The organism is Sphaerisporangium sp. NPDC049003 (assembly GCF_043197795.1).
Lineage (GTDB): Bacteria > Actinomycetota > Actinomycetes > Streptosporangiales > Streptosporangiaceae > Sphaerisporangium.
Map to the genome: position 1 here is coordinate 158,539 of NZ_JBICTU010000012.1, position 15,186 is coordinate 173,724.

The window sequence follows — 15,186 nt, forward strand, 5'->3', positions numbered from 1 at the left end:
GGCCGGATGCGGCCATGCCCGCGGGCCCGCCCGAGCACCGGCCGGACCGTTCCCGGCCGTTGTGAGCGTCGGGTCTACATTGGAGGGATGGGGAGCGAGAAGGTCCACCTGACCAAGGAGAAGGAGACCCTCCTCGCCACCCTGTACGGCAGGGCCGTGCACAGCCGCGGCGATGACCCCGTGTTGCGGGACCCGCTCGCCGAGCGGGCCGTCGAGCGCATCGACTACGACTTCTCGAAGCTGAGGATGCGCTCCACCGACGCGCTCAGCGTGGCCATCCGCGTCAGGACCTTCGACACCCTCACCGCGGGCCACCTCGCCCGCGCGCCGGACACGACGGTGATCCACCTGGCCTGTGGCCTCGACACCCGCGTCTACCGCCTCGACCCGCCCGAGACCGTCCGCTGGTACGACGTCGACTACCCGGACATCGTCGCGCTACGTGAGCGGCTCTTCCCGCCCCGGTCCGGTTACACGATGATCGGCGTGCCCGCCACCGATCCGGCCTGGCTGGACCAGGTCCCCGCCGACCGGCCGGTGCTGGTCGTCGCCGAGGGCCTGATGATGTACCTCACCGCGGAGGAGGTCCACACCCTCCTGCGCCGCGTCACCGAGCGGTTCCCCACGGGGGACATCGTGTTCGACGCGCTGAGCAGCCTCGCGGTCAAGCTGAGCCGCTTCCAGCCGCAGATCAGGGCCACCGGCGCCACCCTCCGCTGGGGTCTCGACGACCCCGCCGAGCTGCCCGCCGCCGTCCCCGCCCTCCACCTGGCCTCCGAGCTCTTCTTCTCCGACGTCCCCGAGGTGTCCCGCTTCCCCACCGGCTACCGAGCCGCCCTCGCCGTCATGAACCGCTTCTACTTCCTCCGCAGGGTCGGCCGCATCCTCGCCTACCACTTCTGACCCGCGCCGCCACCGAAGAGATCGGGGTGGAGCCCGGGGCGTTCAACCCTGAGCTCAGGGAGGTCGACTTCACCGTTCTGACCTCGCCGCTTGAATCGGAACCGGACCTGGTTGTGCTCACAATCCCGGTTCGACCACGTGCAGCGCCATACCCGCTCAGGCGGTCGCGGCCAAGGTCTCAGCGTCAGCCCCTCAGCGGATCCACAGACGTGCCGTCCAGTCCACGCCGGAGCTGGCCAGCAGATTGCCGTCGGGGTGGAAGGCCAGCGCTTCGATACCGCCGTAATGTCCGGCGAGGGGAGTACCCAGAAGTCCACCGGTGGCCAAGTCCCACAGCCGTAGTGTGCCGTCGTGGTGGCCGGTGGCCACCATTTCGCCATCTGGGTGGAAGGCGATCGCGCAGGCGTCGACGTCGCCGGTGAGGGGAGCGCCGACACGTTCGCCGGTGAACGGATCCCACAACCGCAGCGCGCGGTGCTCGTTGGTGGCGAGTAGATGACTGACGGGGTGGAAGGCGATCGGCCCGCTGGGGAGTGGGTCGCAGATGAGTTCGCCGGTGGCCAGATGCCGGATCATCGTCCTGTCAGCGCTGGTGTAGAGCAGCAGCTCCCCGCCGGGATGGAAGGCTATCTGCCTGATGGGGTCGGTGGTGAAGAAGTCGGCCAACTCGCCGGTGGCCACGTCCCACAACCACACGATCCCGTAGTAGCCGGTGATCGGGGAGAAGGTGAAGTCGGTGGTGGCCAGCAAGTGGCCGTCAGGATGAAAGGCGATCATCGTTTCGGACATGACGAAGTCGTCGACGCTGTGGCCGGCCATCGGGGTGCCGACGGGCTCGTGGGTGACCCAGTCCCACAGCCGTACCACCCCTTCGGTGTCGAAGGTGGCCAGCAGGTGGCCGCCTGGCCCGATAGCCACGTCGAGGAGGTCCGGGGTGGGTGGGCCCTTGAGGGGTTCGCCGGTGATCGGATCCCACGACCGTAGCGCCTGGGCGTAGCCCATGGTGGCCAGCGACCGGCCGTCAGGGTGGAAGAACAGCCGCCGCACCGAAGTGGTGTGAAGGAGAGGGGCGCCGACCGGTTTGGCGGTGGTGGCCCAGAACTGGACGCCGTTTCCGGCCTCGAGATCGCCGTGGGCCAGGACCTGGCCGTCGGGATGGAAGGCCAGTGTGTAGGCGTGATCGGGTTGACCGTACGTACTCGCGAACAGGAGCCGGTAGGCGCCGGTGACCGGATCCCACACCTGCAACCGATGGGCAAACATGCTGTAGTTGGAGCCGCCGATGGCCAGTTGCCGGTCGTCGGGATGGAAGGCCAGTGCGGAGACGTTCTTGACGACGGACTGGAACGGGTCGCCTGCGGGTTCGCCGGTGGCCGCGTCCCACAACCGCACCAGGCTGGTGTAGGACCATCGGGATGCCTGCGTCTCGTACCACCGCGGTGCGGCTGTGGCGAGTTGGGTGACGCCGGGATCGAAGACCGCCACGGCGTCGCTGATGTCTTGACCTGCCAGGACACTGGTTTCGGAGGCGCCGGTGCTCAGATCGTGCCACCGGAGCGTCGCGGTGGTTTCGTCCGCGAGGTCGCGGCCTGCGGTGACCAGTGCCCGGCCGTCGGGGTGGAAGGCCATCGCCCACACGGGTCCGTTATGACAGGCGAAGGGCTTCATGGCCGGTCGGCCGCTGTCGAGGTGCCACACCGACACCGTCCCGTCCGCGCCGGCGCCGGCAAGCAGGTGACCGTCGGGGTGGAAGGCGATCTTCGTGATGCCGCCCTCGTGGCCGTTGTCGCAGGTGAAAACTGCGGCGGGGTCACCGGTGGCCACGTCCCAGACCCACACCGTGCCGTCCTCGCCGGCGCCGGCCAGCAGGTGGCCGTGGGGGTGAAAGGCCAGGTGGGTGACGTCTCGGGTGGGCCCGGTCAGCGCGCCGGTGACGGCCTTGTAGAGATCCGCGTCCCACAACCACACCTCCCGACTGTCGTTGGCGGTAGCCAGCAGGTGACCGTCGGGGTGGTAGGTCAGGGCGTAGACACCACCCGGATGGCGGGCGATCCCGCCGAGCAGGTACTCCAGGCCCTGGCCGTCTCGCACCACCGGCCCAGGGACGATGGCGTAGTCGCCGATGACCGGATCCGGTGGCCGGCCTCGGCCGGTGAGCGGGTCGCCGCCGAACGGCCGGTACAGCCCGTCGACCACGGCACGTTCGGGGGATGCCTCGTAGGCGGCCGTCCACAGTGGCCGCAGCGACTCGGCCTGCCCGTCCAGCGCCCGCGCGAGGTCCTCGACCTGCGCCCAGCTCGGCAGAAACCGGCAGTGCAGCACCGTGTGCACGACGCTGGGAAGCTCGTTGATCCGCGACGCCAGCTCCCGCACGCTCGGCTGGCCGCTCCTTCGGCGCAGCGCGCGCAGTTCGTCGCTGAGCGCGCGAAGAGCGGCCTGGGCCGGGGCGAGTTTCCGGCGTCGTCGCGGTACGGACGTGAGCCCGTTGCCGCGCACATCGAGCCAGACCAGCGCGGAGAGGCCGCCCAGCCATTCGGGCAGGGCGGTCAGCTCGTTGTTCCTCAGTTCGAGCCGGGCGAGCCTGGTGAGGCCGCTCAGTGACTCGGGGAGCGTGGTCAGCCGATTCTCGTTCACGGCGAGCTCCCTGAGTCCGGTGAGGCGGCCCAGCGACTCGGGCAGGGTGCTCAGCTCGTTGTCGCCCAGGTAGAGCGAGGTGAGATCGGTGAGATCGCCCAGCCACTCCGGCATCGCGGTCAACCGGTTGCCCTCCAGGAGGAGCATGGTGAGAGCGGTGAGGTTCCGCACCCAGTCCGGAACCTCGGTCAGCTCACAACCGCTCAGGTGGAGCACCTTCAATCCGGTGAGGGAGCCGACCGACTCGGGTATCGCCTCCAGAGGGATCCCGGACAGGTCGAGCTCGCTCGACCAGCCTTTCAGACACATCTCGATCCGCTCGTCGACGTCCATGGTGCGAGGCTAGGGACCCGCACTGCGGAACGGCTTGTCGATCACTGGGAGGCTGCGCCGTGGCGTCCGAGCCGGTGAGCTCGACCATCGCCGGTACATCAGGTCCTGACAGCCGGCCGGTCATGGTCTCCTTGCTGGGTTCACCAGGTGGAGCCGTCTCGGAGGAAGCGCCATAGGCGGTCGGTGGTGTTCTGGTCGCGGTCGAGGTAGAGGGTGTCCCAGCTGCCGGAGCCCTGGTAGGTCTGGAGTGTGATCGCCAGCAGCGGGCTCGCCTTGGGACGGAGGGTGAACCACGCGGTCACGCCGGTGTTGCCGTCGGTCTGCTCCCACCGGTAGGTCCAGTCCTGCGCGGCCGTTCCGTCGCACGTCTTGACCACCAGGCCGTCCCCGGCCTGGGGGTTCGCCGTGGCGGGCTGGAGGCACTTGCCGGCGGCGACGTTCTTGATGACCATGCTGCCGTCAGGCTTGTAGGTGTTGGTCCACTTCACGGTCTTGTACTGCCAGGACGGGGCCCGCAGCGTGATCGCCGGTGCCCCCTCGCCTGTGCCGTCGGACAGCAGGGCCAGGCGGCTGCCGTCCATCCGGTTGACGAGCCGGCGTTCTTCGGGGGCGGCCGCGTCGGCGCGCGCGACCGGCGCGCACACGCAGAGGAGGGCGGCGGTCGTCACGGCCGAGGTCAGCGCCGGCGCAGAGCGCGTGAATGCCCGCTTCGTGGAACCCATGGGGACGAACCCTTCTTCTTGGTGGGGTGCGGCCTCCGCCCGCCGGAGCCCGCGCCCCACCTCTTCCCCGATCCTCACTCTCTGTAGTCAAATGGGGATCCACGAATTGATCATCGATCTTCCGGCCGGGAGCCTCAGATCCGGGTCGCGGCGAGGAGATAGGCCTCGCGCAGACCGTTCATCAGCATCCGGGAGTCGTATCCCATCGCGGTGTCCGAGGCCCGTTCCGCCCATTTCGCGCGCACGTCCTCGTCCTGCAGGCACCGCAGCAGGCCGACGAACTCCGTGACCGTCTCCCCGTGCAGGTAGGCGCCCTTCAGCCAGTCGTGGTAGCAGGGAAGGTCCGTGAGGACCAGTGGCAGCCCCGCCGTGGCGGCCTCCAGCGTGGCGAGCCCGAAGGTCTCGTGCTTGGACGGTAGGAAGAACACGTCCGCCGCCGCGCAGTATTCGAATACCTTGTCCCGTGGAACCAGGCCCGTGAACGTCACGTTCGCGGGCGCGCTCGCGCGCAGGCGGGTCAGATCGTGACGCGCGTCCGACAGCATGCCGAACTGAATTCCGCCCACCCAGACGAATCTCAGCTGGGGCAGGCTCCTGGCGCAGGAGACGAATTCCTCGACGCCCTTTCTCGGCTGCACCTGACCCACCCCGAGAACGACCGGCCGGTCGTCCCATTCGAACTCGCGGCGCAGTTCGTCGCGCCGGTGGGAAAGCGGCCGGATGCGCCGCTCGTCGACGGCGTTGCTCGTCGGGATGATCGGGCCCCGCACGCCGAGCTCCTTGAGCTCTCGCGTCGTCGCCTCGCTGACCGACAATATGAGGGTGGCCAGGCCGAACACCCTCCTCATGTACCAGCGGACGAACCCGATGGCCAGGTAGGTCCCCTTGATGCTGCCGACGAGCGTCTCGGGGGTGACGTGGGCGCTGATCAGTCGCGGGCCGCGGTGGGCCAGCATCCGCAGGACCGCGAACGGGCCCATCGTGTGCACGTGGAGGACCACGCGTTTTCCGTACGCGCGTATCCCGGTAACGTGCTCGAAATCAGGCATTTGCTTTATCGCCCGGACGCTCTCCTCGAATACACTGTGCACGCCGTGGCCTCGTACGGTGAAAGTCGATTCCGACATAACGCTCACCCGTACGGGGGCCGGCCCGGTCGTCGTCTGGTGCGGTATTTCTTGCCCATTTCGGCGCTTGCGAACGCTGCGACGTCGCTCACGTATCGTGACCACGGCGCCAATGCTAGGGCAAGAGAACCGAAAAGGCTATAGAGCGATGAACGCATAGAAATAGCCAGATATCCATATTCCGGCAAAGAGAATGTGCGCCCGTATTAACCCGGGGCGTATAAGTGAATCGCAGGGAGGGCTTCGGAGGCCGGAGGGGGTGCGGGTGTGGTGGAAGAGGCGTACGCGTGGATGTGGCGGTTTCATCTGGGGGATGAGACGGTCAGGGGCACGGGGGTGCTGGAGGTCCGGCGGGGTCCGGGGGTGCTCGGCAGGGCGGCGTGCGCCGTGCTCGGGTTCCCCCGTACGTGTACGGCGGTTCCGGCGCTGGTGACCGTTCACCGTTCCCCCATGGAGGATCCCGAGACGGGGGAGGCACGGGTCGCCGAGCGGTGGGAGCGCACCATCGGGGCGCGGAGGCTGATCAGCGTCCAGAGCCGCGCCGGCGATTGTGGGTGGGAGCGGCACGGACCGCTGGAGATCCGCACCCGTACCGTCGCCTCGCCGGACGAGGTGAACGTCGTGCAGGTGGGCGCCGTGCTGCGGGCGGGCAGGCGGGAGATCGCGCTGCCCGACCGGTTCTCGCCCCGCGTCTTCGCGCACGCGTGGGTGGAGGCCGGCGACCGCGACCGGAGGCCGCCGCGCTTCCACGTCGCCGTGCGGGTCACCGTGCCGCTGATCGGCGTGCTGATGTCCTACCGGGGCCAGATGTCCGCCTGCTGATGTCCTGCGGGAGTGTCATGCCCGTGTTCTGACGGCCTGCGATGCCTGTGTCCGCGTGCCCGCGGTCACTTGCTGGACGTAGGGCAGGGCGGCGGCACGCCGGAGGGCCGGGTGCCGCCGCCCGGCGGGTCAGGGCGCCCAGGCGGGCGCGACGACCCAGGTCGTGTCCTCGTCGTAGTGGGACGAGGCGTCGAAGGCGTGGGAACCGCCGGAGGAGGCGACGTAGACCTCCTCCGCGTAGTGCCGGACGTTCCCGGTGATGTTGGAGGCGGAGAGGCTGACCCCGGAGGAGCCGAAGCGGGGCGGCTGGGCGCAGAAGGTCGCGTCCTGGTCGAACAGCGTGGTGCCGTCCCGTGGGTCCTTGCGCACGCGGAAGTCCTGGTGGCGCAGGTAGTGCCCGGCGAAGTTCCGTGACTCGAAGGAGTAGCAGCTCCCGTCGGCCAGGCCGCGCCGCACGTAGAAGGTGGCGTCCTGCTTGAGGGTGTCCGGGCTGGTGGAGGTGACCACGTCCGTGCGGGCGAGCGACGCGCTGTGGCGCAGGTAGCGGTCGGTGAAGCCCGGGGTCGCCACGCGCAGCGACAGGGCCGAGCCGACGGTCAGGCCGGCGCCGCTGCGCCACCAGGGGGCCGTCACCTGCCAGGTCGTGTCGTCGGCGAAGGACGCGGATCCGTCCCAGGGGTTCGGGCCCCCGCTCCGCGCGACGTAGACCCCCTCTGAGTAGTGCCGCAGGAAGTAGCCCGGCAGGTTGAGGGACTCGAACGACATGCCGTTGCCCGTGCGGCCGTCGCGCAGGCAGAAGGTCGCGTCCTGGTCGAACAGCGTGGTGCCGTCCCGTGGGTCCTTGCGCACGCGGAAGTCCTGGTGGCGCAGGTAGTGCCCGGCGAAGTTCCGTGACTCGAAGGAGTAGCAGCTCCCGTCGGCCAGGCCGCGCCGCACGTAGAAGGTGGCGTCCTGCTTGAGGGTGTCCGGGCTGGTGGAGGTGACCACGTCCGTGCGGGCGAGCGACGCGCTGTGGCGCAGGTAGCGGTCGGTGTACCCGGGGGTGGTCACCCGCAGGGAGACCAGCCCGTCGAGGGTGAGCCCGCCCGCCGACTCGATCACCGAGCGGTTGACCGCCCGAACCCGGTCGGCGTCCATCTTGCGCACCTTGCGGTCGTAGGTCCAGATGCCGTTGACCTCGTTCTCCACGTCGGTGGGCTGGGTGTAGATGGAGGCCGACAACCCTCCGCCCGTGATCAGCGGCTTGAGCTGCTCGTTGATCTGCACGTACCGGTCGGTGAGCGTCGCGGCGTCCGGCGTCATCTCGTAAGCGAAGCCCGTGCCGGGCCACTCGTGGCCGGGGCTGCGCAGGCCGAGACCGCCGAACTCGCCGAGCACGGCGACCCGGTCGGCGGTGGGCCGGTGCGGGGCGCCGGGGCCGACGTAGATGTGGTCGTCGATGACGTCCCCGTTGCCGCCGTCGAAGCCGCAGCAGTTGGAGCCGGAGTTGTTGGTCACCAGCCGCGTGGGGTCCCAGCTCTTGACCAGGTCGGCGATGCGGGCCGGGTCGTACTCGCCCCAGCCCTCGTTGAACGGGATCCACGTCACGATCGAGGTGATGCCGCGCAGGCTGTCGACCACGCGGCGCAGCTCGCTCTCGAAGTTCGCCCGGTCGCTGGTGGAGGGGGAGACCCCGGTGCGCATCGCGGGCATGTCCTGCCATACGAGCAGGCCCAGCCGGTCGGCCCAGTAGTACCAGCGGGCCGGCTCGACCTTCACGTGCTTGCGCACGAGGTTGAAGCCGAGCGCCTTCTGCTGTTCGAGGTCGAAGCGCAGGGCCTCGTCGGTCGGGGCGGTCGAGATGCCGTCCGGCCAGTAGCCCTGGTCGAGGGTGCCCATCTGGAACAGGAACCTGCCGTTGACGGTCGGCCGCAGCACGCCGCCGATCATCGCCTTGCCGACCGAGCGCATCCCGAAGTAGCCGGTCACGGCGTCCCCGCCGCCGGTGCCGGTGAGGGTCACCCGCAGGTCGTACAGGAACGGGTCGTCAGGCGACCACAGCCGGGCGTTCGGGACGGGGACGCGCAGGTGCGCGCCGACCGCGCCGGTGGCGCTGCCGACCACCTGCCCGCCGGTGAGCGCCTCGGCCCGCACGCCCTGCCCGGAGACGCCCGCCCCCTGGACGACCAGGTCGAGCACCCCGGCGGGGACGTCGGGGGTGGTGTCAAGGCGGGTGATGGCGGCGGCGTTGACCGGCTCCAGCCAGACGGTCTGCCAGATGCCGGAGTGCGCGGTGTAGAAGATGCCTCCCGGCGAGCGGCGCTGCTTGCCGATGGGGACGCCGGCGGCGTCGACGGGCGAGTACACGCCGATGATGATCTCGTTGGAGCCGGCGCGCAGGGCCGAGGTGATGTTGGCGCTGAACGGGTCGTAGCCGCCGGTGTGGGTGGCGACGGCGGTGCCGTTGACCCAGACCCGCGCCTCCCAGTTGACCGCGCCGAAGTTGACCCGTACGCGCCGCCCGGACCAGGTGGAGGGAACGGTGAACGTGCGGCGGTACCACATGCGGTCCTCGTGCCGCTGGACGCGCGAGAGCCCGGACTCGATGGGATAGGGCACCAGCACCTGCCCGGCGAGGTTCTGGCCGACCGGCGGGCTGTCGATCGACCCGGTGCCGGCGAACTGCCACAGGCCGTTGAGGTTCTGCCACTCGGAGCGGACCATCTGCGGCCGGGGATACTCCGGCAGGGGGTTGTCCTGGCTCACCTGGGCGGTCCAGGGCGTGGTGAGCGGTGGCGCCGCCTGCGCGGCGGGAGGTGAGAGCTGAGCCTGCCCTATCAGGGCGGCGGCGGAGAGCACGAGCGCCGCGATCACTCGGCGGGCCCAGCCGGAGGGTCTGACCATCTCACTCCTTGGCGGAACGAAGGGATCCCCCGAGACCGAAGAAGACCGAACTTGACTGCATCCGATCGTGAGCCGACCATACATCGCCCAAGTCCGGACGAAAATAGCCAATTCACTGACTGGATGCGACCGGTGTGCGCCATGGGAAGACGTGCCTGGCCAGGCCGCCTGCGCGGACGGCTTCCTTGTCTGACAGGGCCGCCGGGCCGGTTCGCGGAACCCGTTGTCCAGTCACTATCGGTCGGAATCCGTCAGGGCCGGACAAGGGTGAGCCGCCCATGCCCCGCCCGAACCTTGACCCACTTCTGGCGGGATGGCGGTTTCGTCTCGGGCAGGCGGTTCACATGGCCGACGCTTTGTCGCATGCCGTCCCGCGCATGGGTGGCGGCGGTGGGCGCTCGGCGATAATGAGAGGGTCGTCATGTGCGGGGACGTGCGGCAACGATCCCGTCCATGGCCGGCTTGAGTGAGCGGGGGCCGCTGTGCACCGGCCTTCTCACAAGGGGCCGCCGTCGCGTGGGTACGCGGTGGACCGAGCGGTCCCACGGACGTACGGGCCGGGCGGCGTCCCGCCTCCCTTCACGGGCATGGAGGCCCGGTGACCCTTCCAGCGACCAGTCGGACCGCAAGGTGACCGCCCTTCAAAAGAGCACAAAAGGGGACAGGCACATGAACACTCGTCTTCTCGCCCTTCCGGTCGTAGCGGCCATGTCGCTCACGGCCGCCTACGGCACCACCGCAGGCGCCACCAGCGACAGCGGTACGCACGGCTTCACCGTGACGCCAAGGACCGTCCATTCGCCGACACCCTCAGCCTCCTCCTCTCCGGTCGGCCCGGGCTGCTCGTCCCTGCCGAGCTCCGGGCCCGGCAGCCCGTCGGAGATCGCCAACGAGCCGGTGGCCACCGCCGCCACGCACATCCCCGACCTGTCGACCCTCGTCGACCTCGCGAAGAAGGCGGGCCTGGTGGACACGCTGAACTCCGCCTCGGACATCACCGTCTTCGCGCCCAGCAACGCCGCCTTCAAGAAGGTCCCGAAGGACCAGCTCGACAAGGTGCTGGGGAACAAGAACGAGCTCACCAAGGTCCTCACCTACCACGTCGTCCAGGGGCGCAAGACCCCCGCCGACCTGGAGAAGGGCGACTTCACCACCCTGGAGGGCGACAAGATCACCACCAGCAGGTCGGGTGACGGCTTCAAGATAGGCAACGCCGAGGTGTCCTGCGGCAACCTGCAGACCCGCAACGCCACCGTCTACATCATCGACTCGGTCCTCAAGCCCGGGAGCTGAGCCTCCCCGGGGCGACCGGCCGGGGCGCGGGCGGCGTACGCGCCGCCCGGCCCCGGCCGGTCGCGAAGGCTCCTCTAGGCCGCGCGGGACGTCAGCAGGCGGTCCAGGACGCGGACCCCGAACTCCAGGCCGGCGACCGGCACCCGCTCGTCCACGCCGTGGAACATACCGAAGTAGTCGAGCGCCGGGTCCAGCAGCAGCGGCGCGAAGCCGTACCCCCTGATGCCGAGCGTGGCGAACGACTTGGCGTCGGTGCCGCCGGTCATGACGTACGGCACGGGGCGCCCCGCCGGGTCCTCGGCGAGCAGGGCCGAGCACAGGTCGTCGAACAGGCCCTCGGTGGGGGAGGCCACGCCGTCGCCGAAGCTGACGAACTCCCGGCTGATCTTCGGGCCGAGCAGCTTGTCGATCGTCTCCAGGAACTCCTCGCGGAACCCGGGCAGGAACCTGCCGTCCACGTGCGCGTGGGCCGTGCCGGGGATGACGTTGACCTTGTAGCCCGCGTCCAGCATGGTCGGGTTGGCCGAGTTGCGGATCACGCCCTTGAACAGGGTGCCGACCCTGCCCAGGCGCTCGACCTCCTCGTCGAGCCGGTCGAGATCGATCGTCGTCCCAAGGGCCCGGCCGAGGCCGTCGATGAGGGAGGCCACGGCAGGCGTGAGCCGTACGGGCCAGCGGTGGTCGGCCAGGCGCGTGAGGGCCCGGCAGAGCTCCGCCACCGGGTTGTCCACCGGCGGCTTGGACCCGTGCCCCGCCACGCCGTGCGCGGTGACCTTCATCCACGCCGTGCCGCGCTCGCCCACCGCCACCGGATAGACGCGCAGGTCACCCTCACGGGAGGCGGACCCGGTGCCGCCCGGAACGGTCACGCTGAAGCCGCCCGACTCGCTGATGGCCTCGGTGCAGCCCTCGAACAGGTCGCGGTGCCGGGTGACGGCGTAGCCCGCGCCGTACTCCCCGGTGGCCTCCTCGTCGGCGAGGAACGCCAGCACGATGTCACGCTTGGGACGCAGGCCCTTGCGGGCCCACTCGCTGACGAGCGCCAGCGTCATGGACAGGGTGCCCTTCATGTCCACAGCGCCGCGCCCGTGCACGCACCCGTCGGCGATCTCGCCGGAGAAGGGGTGGAGCCTCCACTCCGCCGGGTCGGCGGGGACGACGTCCAGGTGGCCGTGGATCAGCAGGGCTTCCGGGCTGTCCCCGGGGATGCGGGCCACCACGCTCGTGCGGCGGGGCGCCGACTCGAACACCGTGGGCTCGATGCCCAGGCCGGAGAGCAGCCCCGCGACGTACTCGGCGGCCGGACGCTCTCCCGAGCCGTCCGGAGTCCCGTCGTTGGTCGTGTCGATCTTGAGCAGGTCCGAGCAGATGCTTGCGACCTCGGTCACGTTCTTCCTTTCAGCGTCAGCGGCGGCACTTCGGGAGTGGGGAAGCCGAAGATGAGCCCGTAGAACGCGAGCTCGGCCTCGAGTGCCGCGACGATGGTTTCCTCTCTTCGCCAGCCATGCTGTTCCCCGGGAAAGGTGAGGTAGGCCCATCGCCCGCCGTGCTCGTCGAGCGCGGCGACGAACCGCTCGGCCTGGCCTGGGTCGACGATGGCGTCCTCCAGGCCGTGCATGAGCAGCGCCGGCCCGGACGCCTGTGCCGCGTGCAGGGCGGGGGAGCGCTCCTGATACCGCTCGCGGGTCTCGGGGAGCGGGCCGATGAGGCCGTCGAGGTACCGGGACTCGAAGTCGTGGGTCTCCCTGGCCCAGCCCTCCGGGTCGGTGATCGCGTAGTGGGCGACCGCGCCGCGGAAGGCGTCGCTGTGCACGAGCGCCGCCACCGACGTCCAGCCGCCCGCGCTCCCGCCCCGGATGGCGACACGCTCGGGGTCGGCGAGGCCGGCCGCCACCAGCCCGCGCGCGACGGTCTCGCTGTCGCGCACGTCCACAACGCCCCAGTTGTGCCGGAGCCGCTCGCGGTAGGCCCTGCCGTACCCGGTCGAACCCCCGTAGTTCACCTCGGCGACGCCGATGCCCCGGCTGGTGAAGTAGGCGATCTCCAGGTCGAAGACCATCGGGCTGGAGCCCGTGGGGCCTCCGTGGACGAACATCACGTACGGGGCGGGGGCGCCCGTCCCGGCGCCCGCCGGCGGGTACACGTGGGCGTGCACGCCGTCGAAGATCATCGCCTCGGGGACCGGCAGCACGGCCGGGTCGGGAAGCTCCTTGGCGGGGGAGAGCACCTCCTGGGCGCCGGTCGCGAGGTCGACGCGCACGACCTCGAAGGACCTGTGCGGCGAGGCGCCCACGCCGGCCACGCTCGACCCGCCGGGGGAGGCCGACACCGTGGGGGCCCAGTAGGTGTACGACCCGCCGATGTCGGTGATCTTCCCGGTGGCGGGGTCCAGCACGCCCAGCCGCTTGCCGTCGGCAGTGCCGTACATCGTCACGACGCGGTCGCCCGCGAGCGCGAACCACTGGTAGCCGAGCTTCCAGGCCGCGTCGCCGAACTCCTGGGGCGAGGGGGTGAGGTTGCGCGGGGGAGTGCCGTCGAGCGGGACCAGGTGGATGTTCCACCAGCCGGTGGGGTCGGTCACGGCGTACAGGGCGCCGTCGTCGCGCCACTCGGCCTGGGCCACCGCCTCGTGCGGCCCGCCCGCCACCACACGGTACGGCCCGGCGGTGCCGTCGTCCCGCAGCGGGGCCACGCAGAGCTCGGTGCCGTCCCAGGGCATGGCCGGGTGGTCCCAGCCGATCCAGGCCAGCCGGCGGCCGTCGGGGGAGACGCGCGGGTTCATGATGAAGTGCTGTGCCGTGACGACCACGCGGGACGGCCCGCCACCGAGCGGCACCGCGACCAGGTCGCGCTCGTCGCCGGTCTCGCGCACGCACCACACCTCGTCGCCGTGGATCACCAGGTCGGCGTAGCGGGACGATCCGGGCGGGGTGAGCGGCACCGGGTCGCCTCCCGGCGCGCAGCGGTAGAGCCGCTGGTCCTCCCAGTTGGCGAACACCAGCCCGCCGCCGGGGAGCGGGCGCCACGCCCGCCCGCCGTACTCGATCACGCGGCTGCGGGCGTTCCACCCCCGGGGCAGGACGTCCCGGACGGCGCCGTCGGGGGTGCGCCGCACGACGCAGCGCCGCCCGCCCTCGGCCGGGCGCGGCTCGTCCCACCACACCTCCTCGCCGGTGGGGGCGGGCACGATCTCCACCCAGAGCGGGCGGTCATCCACGCGTGCGACGTCGACGGCAGTGATAGGAGAGTCGATCACCAGTTGCCCTCTGAAGGTGGGAGTGGGATGTCGTGCGGGTGGATGACATGGACGATTCCCCCGCTGCTGGTGGTGCGTAACCAGACGTTCTCGAATGCGGCCCTCGGATAGGTTCTTTTGACCGTCTCGTCGGACTGCGCCGCCGGATCGTTGGCGATGACGTCGCCCCCGGCGGTGAACCCGGTCACGACCATGAGGTGGCCGCGTGTGGAGTACCCCGAGCCCGGGAGCTCGTGTTCCTTGAACGACTGCGAGGTGATCACCGGGATCCCGGCGCGGATGAATCGTTCCACCTCGGCCAGCGAGCGCATGCGGGTGACGAAGCCGCTCAGCCCGTACCGCCCGGCGTAGGCGACCCCGAACGGCCAGTTGCCGGTGCCCTGGTAGCTGTGGTCGTACATGTCGCGGGCGGCGTGGTCGACGGCGGGGCACGGGTCGGCGGGGTCGACGAAGGTGAGGTCGCCGGGCGCGGGCCCGCGTCCGAAGTACTGCAGGACCATCGTCACCGAGGCCGGGCTGCACCAGGAGTCGCCGCCGCCTCCCCACTCGGGGTGGTGGCCGGCGTGGGTCTTCTGCGAGCGCGGCGGCACGGCGAGCTCGACCCGGGAGCCCTCGCCCGCCGGGCCGGCAGGGACGCTGGCGCGCGTGGGCAGCGCCGAGGCCATCACCCCGACCGTGCGCACCGCCGCCTCGGCGCCGTGGAGCGTGACCCGCAGCCGGTAGGCCGTGACCGGCCGGGTGGCGACGAAGGTGTCGACCGCGACATCGCCGTCCTCGTCGCCCTGGCCGGGCAGCGAGGTGCGGTGGATGTCGTCTTCGCCCTCCGCCCACCGGCCCATGTCGTACCACTTGGTCAGGCCGCCGGCGGCGGTGCGCGCCCGCAGCTCCACCCGGATCCAGGACCCCTTGGGGGCGCCGGCGGTCCAGGAGGGGACCAGTTCGGTGGCCGGGAAGCCGATGTCGCGTTCTTCTGAGGTCCACCGGGTGTAGGGCCAGGTGGTGGTCTCGCCGCCGAAGGGATCGAGGTAGGCCGTCACGCCGCTCTCGGAGGGGGCCATGGCGGTCCAGCGGTGGAGGACGACACGGCTCGGACCGGCGGGCGACGGATTGACCACCTTGCCGATTGTGGTTTTGGGCCTCGCGCGGCACATCGGATGGTTTACGTATCCGTGACCAGGCCGCCCGGCGCCGCCCACGGCGCTCCCCGACCTCC

10 protein-coding genes are annotated in these 15,186 nt (G+C 70.5%); 3 read left to right on the top strand and 7 right to left on the bottom strand.

Annotated features, from left to right (window positions below; genetic code table 11):
• Positions 1-87 precede the first annotated feature (87 nt).
• A complete protein-coding gene (locus ACGFIV_RS15400; protein WP_358558936.1) occupies positions 88-903 on the top strand; it encodes a class I SAM-dependent methyltransferase in 816 nt (271 codons plus the stop codon).
• A 192-nt stretch (positions 904-1,095) separates the two neighbouring features.
• Here ACGFIV_RS15400 and ACGFIV_RS15405 read toward each other — a convergent pair whose 3' ends face one another.
• The 3 genes from ACGFIV_RS15405 to ACGFIV_RS15415 form a co-directional block, all read right to left on the bottom strand.
• A complete protein-coding gene (locus tag ACGFIV_RS15405) occupies positions 1,096-3,870 on the bottom strand; it encodes a hypothetical protein (protein WP_392835250.1) in 2,775 nt (924 codons plus the stop codon).
• A gap of 140 nt (positions 3,871-4,010) precedes the next feature.
• Positions 4,011-4,592: an RICIN domain-containing protein gene (locus tag ACGFIV_RS15410; RefSeq protein WP_392835252.1), complete on the bottom strand. Its 582-nt coding sequence runs from the start codon at positions 4,590-4,592 to the stop codon at positions 4,011-4,013.
• A 134-nt stretch (positions 4,593-4,726) separates the two neighbouring features.
• Positions 4,727-5,641: a glycosyltransferase gene (locus ACGFIV_RS15415; protein ID WP_358560008.1), complete on the bottom strand. Its 915-nt coding sequence runs from the start codon at positions 5,639-5,641 to the stop codon at positions 4,727-4,729.
• A 345-nt stretch (positions 5,642-5,986) separates the two neighbouring features.
• Here ACGFIV_RS15415 and ACGFIV_RS15420 point away from each other — a divergent pair, with 345 nt between their 5' ends.
• Positions 5,987-6,541, top strand: a complete 555-nt coding sequence (locus ACGFIV_RS15420) for a DUF4166 domain-containing protein (RefSeq protein WP_358560010.1) — start codon at positions 5,987-5,989, stop codon at positions 6,539-6,541.
• A gap of 129 nt (positions 6,542-6,670) precedes the next feature.
• On the opposite strand, the gene ACGFIV_RS15425 is transcribed toward ACGFIV_RS15420, so the two are convergent.
• Positions 6,671-9,424 (bottom strand): AbfB domain-containing protein, encoded by a 2,754-nt coding sequence (locus ACGFIV_RS15425; RefSeq protein WP_392835257.1) that lies wholly within the window; start codon positions 9,422-9,424, stop codon positions 6,671-6,673.
• 669 nt (positions 9,425-10,093) lie between these two features.
• Here ACGFIV_RS15425 and ACGFIV_RS15430 point away from each other — a divergent pair.
• Positions 10,094-10,717, top strand: a complete 624-nt coding sequence (locus tag ACGFIV_RS15430; RefSeq protein ID WP_392835260.1) for a fasciclin domain-containing protein — start codon at positions 10,094-10,096, stop codon at positions 10,715-10,717.
• Positions 10,718-10,791: 74 nt separating this feature from the next.
• Here ACGFIV_RS15430 and ACGFIV_RS15435 read toward each other — a convergent pair whose 3' ends face one another.
• The 3 genes from ACGFIV_RS15435 to ACGFIV_RS15445 are packed head-to-tail and all read right to left on the bottom strand — an operon-like array spanning position 10,792 to position 15,088.
• A complete protein-coding gene (locus ACGFIV_RS15435) occupies positions 10,792-12,105 on the bottom strand; it encodes a M20/M25/M40 family metallo-hydrolase (RefSeq protein WP_392835263.1) in 1,314 nt (437 codons plus the stop codon).
• Entirely contained in the window at positions 12,102-13,973 is a 1,872-nt protein-coding gene (locus tag ACGFIV_RS15440; protein WP_392835266.1) for a prolyl oligopeptidase family serine peptidase, read from the bottom strand. The genes ACGFIV_RS15435 and ACGFIV_RS15440 overlap by 4 nt, the downstream gene beginning before the upstream one ends.
• Positions 13,970-15,088 (bottom strand): C39 family peptidase, encoded by a 1,119-nt coding sequence (locus ACGFIV_RS15445; protein ID WP_392835269.1) that lies wholly within the window; start codon positions 15,086-15,088, stop codon positions 13,970-13,972. The genes ACGFIV_RS15440 and ACGFIV_RS15445 overlap by 4 nt, the downstream gene beginning before the upstream one ends.
• Between the last annotated feature and the right edge of the window lie 98 nt (positions 15,089-15,186).

What these genes read in the sequence shown, in the direction of transcription:
- ACGFIV_RS15400 (WP_358558936.1), top strand. Translation starts at nt 88, where the DNA reads ATGGGGAGCGAGAAGGTCCACCTGACCAAGGAGAAGGAGACCCTCCTC.
- ACGFIV_RS15405 (WP_392835250.1), bottom strand. Translation starts at nt 3,870, where the DNA reads ATGGACGTCGACGAGCGGATCGAGATGTGTCTGAAAGGCTGGTCGAGC.
- ACGFIV_RS15410 (WP_392835252.1), bottom strand. Translation starts at nt 4,592, where the DNA reads ATGGGTTCCACGAAGCGGGCATTCACGCGCTCTGCGCCGGCGCTGACC.
- ACGFIV_RS15415 (WP_358560008.1), bottom strand. Translation starts at nt 5,641, where the DNA reads ATGCCTGATTTCGAGCACGTTACCGGGATACGCGCGTACGGAAAACGC.
- ACGFIV_RS15425 (WP_392835257.1), bottom strand. Translation starts at nt 9,424, where the DNA reads ATGGTCAGACCCTCCGGCTGGGCCCGCCGAGTGATCGCGGCGCTCGTG.
- ACGFIV_RS15430 (WP_392835260.1), top strand. Translation starts at nt 10,094, where the DNA reads ATGAACACTCGTCTTCTCGCCCTTCCGGTCGTAGCGGCCATGTCGCTC.